At 69.7% G+C, this 6,638-nt stretch carries 8 protein-coding genes; 2 read left to right on the forward strand and 6 right to left on the reverse strand.

Features of this window, described 5'->3' with window-relative positions; translation table 11 throughout:
* Positions 1-116 precede the first annotated feature (116 nt).
* Both ACFWGJ_RS25990 and ACFWGJ_RS25995 read left to right on the forward strand, forming a co-directional pair.
* A complete protein-coding gene (locus ACFWGJ_RS25990; protein ID WP_387328891.1) occupies positions 117-575 on the forward strand; it encodes an SRPBCC family protein in 459 nt (152 codons plus the stop codon).
* Positions 576-628: 53 nt separating this feature from the next.
* Positions 629-1,489: an alpha/beta fold hydrolase gene (locus ACFWGJ_RS25995; protein ID WP_387328894.1), complete on the forward strand. Its 861-nt coding sequence runs from the start codon at positions 629-631 to the stop codon at positions 1,487-1,489.
* Between the two features lie 320 nt (positions 1,490-1,809).
* Here ACFWGJ_RS25995 and ACFWGJ_RS26000 read toward each other — a convergent pair whose 3' ends face one another.
* The 6 genes from ACFWGJ_RS26000 to ACFWGJ_RS26025 all read right to left on the reverse strand — a co-directional run bounded on the left by ACFWGJ_RS26000 (position 1,810) and on the right by ACFWGJ_RS26025 (position 6,519).
* A complete protein-coding gene (locus tag ACFWGJ_RS26000; protein ID WP_387328896.1) occupies positions 1,810-2,736 on the reverse strand; it encodes an anti-sigma factor RsbA family regulatory protein in 927 nt (308 codons plus the stop codon).
* Positions 2,733-3,062 (reverse strand): STAS domain-containing protein, encoded by a 330-nt coding sequence (locus ACFWGJ_RS26005; RefSeq protein WP_387328906.1) that lies wholly within the window; start codon positions 3,060-3,062, stop codon positions 2,733-2,735. Before ACFWGJ_RS26005 ends, ACFWGJ_RS26000 begins: the two co-directional genes overlap by 4 nt.
* A 140-nt stretch (positions 3,063-3,202) precedes the next feature.
* Entirely contained in the window at positions 3,203-4,261 is a 1,059-nt protein-coding gene (locus ACFWGJ_RS26010) for a glycoside hydrolase family 5 protein (protein WP_387328909.1), read from the reverse strand.
* A 271-nt stretch (positions 4,262-4,532) separates the two neighbouring features.
* Positions 4,533-4,817, reverse strand: a complete 285-nt coding sequence (locus ACFWGJ_RS26015; RefSeq protein ID WP_387328899.1) for a zinc-ribbon domain-containing protein — start codon at positions 4,815-4,817, stop codon at positions 4,533-4,535.
* Between the two features lie 150 nt (positions 4,818-4,967).
* Positions 4,968-5,444 carry a hypothetical protein gene (locus tag ACFWGJ_RS26020; RefSeq protein ID WP_387328901.1) on the reverse strand — a complete coding sequence of 159 codons (477 nt, stop codon included), beginning with the start codon at positions 5,442-5,444 and terminating at the stop codon, positions 4,968-4,970.
* A 184-nt stretch (positions 5,445-5,628) separates the two neighbouring features.
* A complete protein-coding gene (locus tag ACFWGJ_RS26025; RefSeq protein WP_387328903.1) occupies positions 5,629-6,519 on the reverse strand; it encodes an STM4011 family radical SAM protein in 891 nt (296 codons plus the stop codon).
* Positions 6,520-6,638: the final 119 nt, after the last annotated feature.

Consider the following 6,638-nt stretch of genomic DNA (forward strand, 5'->3'; position numbering starts at 1 on the left):
GGGGCGCGGGGCCCCCCCCCCCCCGACCGGAAGCAATCACTCCGTCGAGTTGTAGGAGGGCGCTCATCGGGTACCCGCCGCGCCGTAACGAGATCCACGTGGAAAGGAGCCACCTGATGAGCACGGTCAAGGAAGCGGTCGAGGTCGAGGTCCCCGTCAGCGTCGCCTACAACCAGTGGACGCAGTTCGAGGAGTTCCCGAAGTTCATGGAGGGCGTCGAGGAGATCAGGCAGGTCGACGACCGCCACAACCACTGGACCACCAAGATCGGTGGAGTGAAGCGCGAGTTCGACACCGAGATCGTCGACCAGTTCCCCGACGAGCGGATCACCTGGCGCACCACCAGCGGTGACACCAAGCAGAAGGGCACGGTCAGCTTCCAGCGGCTGGACGACACGCATACGCGGGTCCAGCTCGTGATGGACGTGGAGCCGACCGGAGCGGCCGAGAAGGCCGCCGACCTGACCGGCACGATCGACCGCCGGGTCAAGGGGGACATGAAGCGCTTCAAGGAGTACATCGAGCAGGGCGGCGGCGCGTCCGGTTCCTGGCGTGGCCGCATCACCCCCGGCTGACCGCACCGGGACCTGACCGGCGTGGCAGGACGAGCGAACCGAGAGGCGGGCGGATGTTCGAAGGGTTCGAATCCGAGGTGGTCAGGCTCCAGGAGTCGTCCGCCTTCGTCCGCCACGGCGGCGAGGGGCCGCCCGTCGTCCTGCTGCACGGCCACCCCAGGACCTCGGCGACCTGGCACCGGGTCGCTCCCCGGCTCGTCGAGCGCGGCTTCACCGTCGTCTGCCCCGACCTGCGGGGATACGGCCGCTCGCGTGGTCCGGCGTTCACCGCCGACCACGCGGGCTACGCCAAGCGCGCCGTCGCACAGGACGTGGTGGCGGTGATGCGCCACCTCGGTCATGAGCGGTTCATGCTGGCCGGGCACGACCGCGGGGGCGCTGTCGCGCTGCGTCTGGTGCTCGACCACCCGGAGGCGGTGCGGCGTGTGGCGCTGATCGACTGCCTTCCGATCAGCGAGCACCTGTCGCGTATCACCGCGAAGTTCGCCACGCAGTGGTGGCACTGGTTCTTCTTCGCGCAGCCGGACGTCCCCGAACGCGTCATCAACGCCGATCCGGACAGCTGGTACCACGGCGACCCGAAGAGCATGGGCCAGGAGAACCACGACGAGTGGCGCGCGGCGACGCGGAACCCGGACGTGGTCCGGGCGATGCTGGAGGACTACCGGGCGGGCCTGACCATCGACAGGCGCCACGAGGAGGCCGACCGGGCCGCCGGCACACGCATCACATGTCCCGCACTGGCGCTGTGGTCACTCCGGGACGACCTGGAGGACCTCTACGGCGACCCACTGAAGATCTGGGCGGACTGGGCCCCCGACGTAACGGGCCACGGAATAGACGCGGGCCACCACGTAGCAGAACAGTCCCCAGAAGCCCTGACCAGTTCACTGGCCACGTTCTTCACCCCCTGATTCCTCAGGGGGCACGGGGAACGGCGCGCTCAGCCACAACGCTCCCGCACCAGCAAACGCGCACCCTGACTCGCGCCGCGCTACGCACCAAGCCAGAACCTAACCCACCCAGGGGCGCGGGGAACGGCGCGCTCAGCCACAACGAACCCGCACCCGCAAACGCGCACCTTGACTCGCGCTGCGCTACGCACCAAGCCTCAACCCAACCCACCCAGGGGCGCGGGGAACGGCGCGCTCAGCCACAACGAACCCGCACCCGCAAACGCACCCTCGAAGCCCCCGGAGCCCTCCGAAGCCCACCCCCGCCGGCCAGGCGACCCTCACACGTCGACGTAACAGCGAACAACCGTCCCCTCAGGCCCAGTACGCACGCGTACCAGATCCATGAGGTAGTTCACCAACAACAACCCCCGCCCACCCACCTGCGCCGGAGGCGACGGCCGCCGCCCGGCGAGCGAATCCTTCAGCTCCCCCTCGTCCCGCACCTCGCACACCACCTGCCCACCCTCGCCCCACACGTACACCGCGCCCCAGCCACCCCCGTGCACCACGCTGTTGGTGGTCAGCTCGGCCACGACCAGCGCCAGGTCGTCCAGCCGGACGCCGGAGAGGCCGAGCCGCGCGGCCCGCTCGGCCACGAAGTACCGGGCCGCCGGCAACTCGTCCGCCCCGAACACGTACCCCTCCGCCCCCTCCGCGACCGGCAGCGGTTCGTTGTACCGCTCGACCGCCCGCTCGGGCGCGTAGGACGGGCTGTTCCGACGCAGGCCGCCAGAGATCACGACCGGATGCGTCTCATACGCGTCGGTCAGGACCTGCTCGCCGAGCCCCGCCTCGTCGTACGGACACAGGATCGTCGCGTCCCGCCCCTCGAACGCGGAGTTGATCAGCGCCTCGTGCTGCACACAGGCCGGGTATTCAACGCCGGTGCGGTCGGGCCAGATCGGCTCCCCGATGATCCGGACCCGCTCCTTCGGGTGGGCGTCGGCGAACACGCTCAGCACCTTGGGGATGATCCGCCCGGGATTGCGTCCCGCCACCGTCATGTCGATGAAGCGCACGTCCGTCGCGCCGTCGCCCAGGGCGGAGCGCAGAAGCTCCAGTCGCGGACCGGGCACGGCGACCGCCACCGGTTCACCGGCCGCCAGGCCCTCACGGATGAACGGCACAGTGCCGTCCACGTACTCCTCCTCGCCCCGGTAGAAGAGGGCGGGATGCGTGAACGGCTCGGTGGTCGGGGCCGTCATCGCGCCACCACCTCGACGCCGGGCAGGTCGGGCCAGAACATGTCCAGGACCCGGCGCACGGCGGCAGGCGGCTGTTCGATCATGATGCGACGTCCTTCGGGAAGACCTTGAACCGCCACCGCGAGGGCGGAGACACCGGCGACGTCGACGAAGGTGACCGCCGACAGTTCCAAGTGGCACACCTCCACATCCTCCAGAGCCAGCCGGTCCAGCGCCCGCTCCCAGGCCGTGCGCGTGGCCAGACTGACCTCACCCTCGGCCCGCCAGCCCGAGCGGTCCGCCAGCGGGCGGACCTGGAGGGTGCCCGTGGACCGCGCGGACGACATGTCCGACGGGTCCGCCTCCCACGCTCTGTCCACGCTGACCACCCCTGGAGTGACGTCGTTTCCAGCCCAGTATTCCCCCTGCGCATCCTCCGCGAAGCCGCATGGCGCAAGGAGGATCGGGGCGGACGTCCAGGGCGCGGTCAGGGCCGGACGGGCTTGCCGCGTCCCCAGGCCCAGGCCAGCCGGTCGGCGCCGGACCGGTTGGTGGTGACCAGCCAGGGCCGGTCAGGGTCACCGACCAGGGTCTGCAGCGAGTACGTGTCGTCGGTGCGCAGCCCCGGCCAGTACACGGAGCCCATCTTGAGCTCGCGGAACGTGTCGGTGACGGCTTGCAGGTAGTTGACGAAGTTGTCGTCGGGCGTCGGCCTGTTGTAGTCGAGCCCGGTGGTCATCGGGGAGCCGAACTCGTCCGCCACGGTCCGGCCGGCGCAGTCACCGATGCGCACCTTGAGGTCGGCGACCCACTCGTCGTAGGTGGCGTACTCCTTCCAGAACCCGTAGTGGTGCAGCGACAGGTACGTGCCCTTCAGCCGCGGGTCCGCGCAGACGGACGTGACGTGGTCGTTGTAGCCGGCGCCGCTGACGAACACCCGGCTGCGGGGCACGTTCCGGTAGGTGTCCAGCCACTTCGCGGCGATGTCGGCCCACTCGGTGTCCGTGTAACCATGCGGTTCGTTCATCGGCTCGAAGTAGACGCGCTTGTCGTCCTTGTAGGCCTTGACCACGGTGTTCCACATGGGCCAGTACGTGGCGGTGTCGTCGATGAAGCCGTCCTTGCGCGGGCCCGTGCCCTCCCAGTAGGACAGGATCACCTTGAAGCCCTGGTCCGAGGCCGCGTCGATGACCCCGCGGTAGGACTTCCAGTACGAGCCGTCGACGGTGTACGGGTTGATCGGCAGCCGGACGGTGTTGGCGCCGAGGTTCGCGCGGAACGCCGAGATCACCCGGGTCGCCTTGGCGTAGGTGCGGGCGTAGCTGTCGGAGGTCGACAGACCGGAGAGCACGACGGGATCGTCGGCGAAGTTGTCGCGGGGATCGGCCCAGTTCACGCCCTTGAACTGCGTCGTGTCGACGCTCGGCGCGGCGGTGGCGGCAGGGGCGGCGGCGACGCTCGTACCACTGCTCACGGCGATCGCCAGGGCCACCAGGGTGGCGCGCAGCCGGGGAGTGAGGCGGGGGCCGGCGGGGATTCTGCGCATCATCGAGCCCTTTCTGAAGATGTTTACGTAAACATCGACCGCCCGAAACTGCCCCGGCCGGCATCTCGGCCAGGGTGGGGTCGGTGGTGATGTTTACGTAAACATGGCGGCGCCGGAATCGTGGCAGTCGCAAGAGTGATCGTCAAGGTTTCTCACACGCGACGTTCGTTGCCGCGAAGCCGGGCGCAACGGCGGTCCGCCGGGGACGAGTTCGAGCCCGCCCGGGCCGGGCCCGGGACGGTGGGCCGAACGTCGGCGGTGCGACGCCGGATCAGCCCTGGTAGGGCTGCTGCTGCGGCTGGTGACCGTGCGGCTGACCGCCCGCGCCCTGCACCTGCAACTGCTCCGCCTGCTCCTTGTCGATCTTCTGCTGTGCGCCGCAGAACGTGCACTGGGTCGCGTACTTGGTCGAGACGGGGAACAGCGGGACGAAGAACAGGGTGAACTTCGTGACGCGCTTGCTGAGCGTGTGCGCGGCGGGGTTGCCGCACCGGCCGCAGACCAGGGTCAGTATCGCCAGCTGGTAGAGATATCCCTTGGTGCCAAAGATGATCATGCGGTGGTTCCTTTCGGGCGGGCCGTGTCCGGCGGGGCAGTGCCGGTGGGCGCGTGTCTGCGCCCACCGGTCGCTGTCCCGTCTCCCAGTCTCGTGCACGGCGTGCCCGGCCGACGGTACTCCCGCTGTCGCGGAGCCGGTCCCGCTGGGTCAGATGCCCATGGAGGCCATCTCGATCGCCGACCGGTAGTTGGCCGACGCGGTCACCACGCAGGCCCGGTAGGTGCGGTTGTCCTTCACTGCGAGGAAATAGTCCTTGAGGTTCTTCCAGTAGCTGAGCAGGTAGCCGACGCCCGGGACGAAGCCCGCCGGCCGCGGCACCAGGGCGAAGGCCTCGGAACACCGCAGGATCTCCCCGGTCGCCGTGGAGAGCGCGTCGGCGACCTCGGCGTTCATGTTCCAGCCGGCGGCCAGGTCCGCGTTCCAGATGGCCGCGGCCACCTCGCGCAGGTGGGCCTCCTCGTCCGGGGTGAAGCTGCTCTGCCCGAACGCCGCCTCGGCCGCCGAAGCCGAGGGTGCCGGAGCCGCGCCCGGTCCGGCGACAGCCGAGGCCGCGGTGCCCGAGACGCCGAGGAGGAGTACGGCCGCCGTGACCGCCGCCGCGTACGTGACCTGTCTGCCGCTCATGCTGATCGGTCCCCTCTGTGGATGTGCCGGGAGTCTGCCGCCCGGAGCCCGCTGCCCGGAACCTGCTGCCCGGGGCGGACCGACGCTGTCATGTGCCGGGCAAAGGGGTCAACGGCGACATCCTGCCAGCCGCACCGCCTGCGGCCGAAGGGTGATGCTTGACGCTGAGAGGGTCAACTGGTCGTCAGGCGACTTTAGTTGTGGATATGAGGGGCAGGAGCGGGCGGTCGGGGAGGGTGGGCGGCACACGTTCCAGGACGCCGCCCGCGAACACGTCGTACAGCGGCAGTGTCTCCAGATGCACGTATCCGATGTGGCAGTCGCACAGTTCCTTCGGGCAGGCCCGGGGGCCGAGCCGGCCACGGTACGAGCCGTCGTAGAGGTTGCCCAGTTCGGTGCGCACGAAATGGCAGCGGCGGACCGTGCCCTCACCGTCGACCGACAGGACCGACTCACCCGTGCGGCACGGCATGCCCGCGGAGCGGTGGGGGTGACGGCTGAACGGGAAGAGCGGGTCCAGCTCGGTCCACTCGGCTGCTTCAGCGTCCGTATAGGTGTGTCCCTCGGCGGCGTTGACCCACAGGTAGACGTGGGGCGGCAGCTCCGCGCGCAGGCGCCGCGCGTGCTCCAGGTGGCCAGGCACGCCGACGATCCCGACACTGAAGCGGACACCGAGGCCGGCCAGCTCGTGCGTCTTGGCGAGGAAACGTTCGTACGGTGTCTGACCGGGGTGGTAGGTGCACCACAGGGCGACGGTGTTGGGATCCGCGTCCCTCAGCCAGTCCGTCCGGCAGCTCAGATTGGTCTGGATGGCGACCCGCTGTATGTGCGGCTGGTTCGACAGCTCCACGAGGGCCCGGCGGTACCAGGAGCGCACCAGCCCCTCGCCCCACGGCGTGAACAGCACCGAGAGACGGTCCTGCCGCTGCTCGTGCGCCCACGCGCTGAAACGCTCAAGTGCCGCGCGGTCGGCGCGCAGCTGGGCCGTGGAGTCCCGCCGCTTCGCGAACGGGCAGTACGGGCAGTCGTAGTCGCAGGAGGAGAGAGGGCCGCGGTACAGCAGGGTGAGGTCCATCGGCGCTCACTTCGTCTCGTAGGCGGCCATGGCCTCGCGCACGGCCGGTGAGAACAGCTCGGGTCCGATGGCGTCCGAGTGCGCGAGCCCTTCGGCGGAGAGACGCAGCGGCCCGGGCC

The sequence above is a fragment of the Streptomyces sp. NPDC060205 genome (genome assembly GCF_042728395.1).
Taxonomy (GTDB): Bacteria; Actinomycetota; Actinomycetes; order Streptomycetales; family Streptomycetaceae; genus Streptomyces.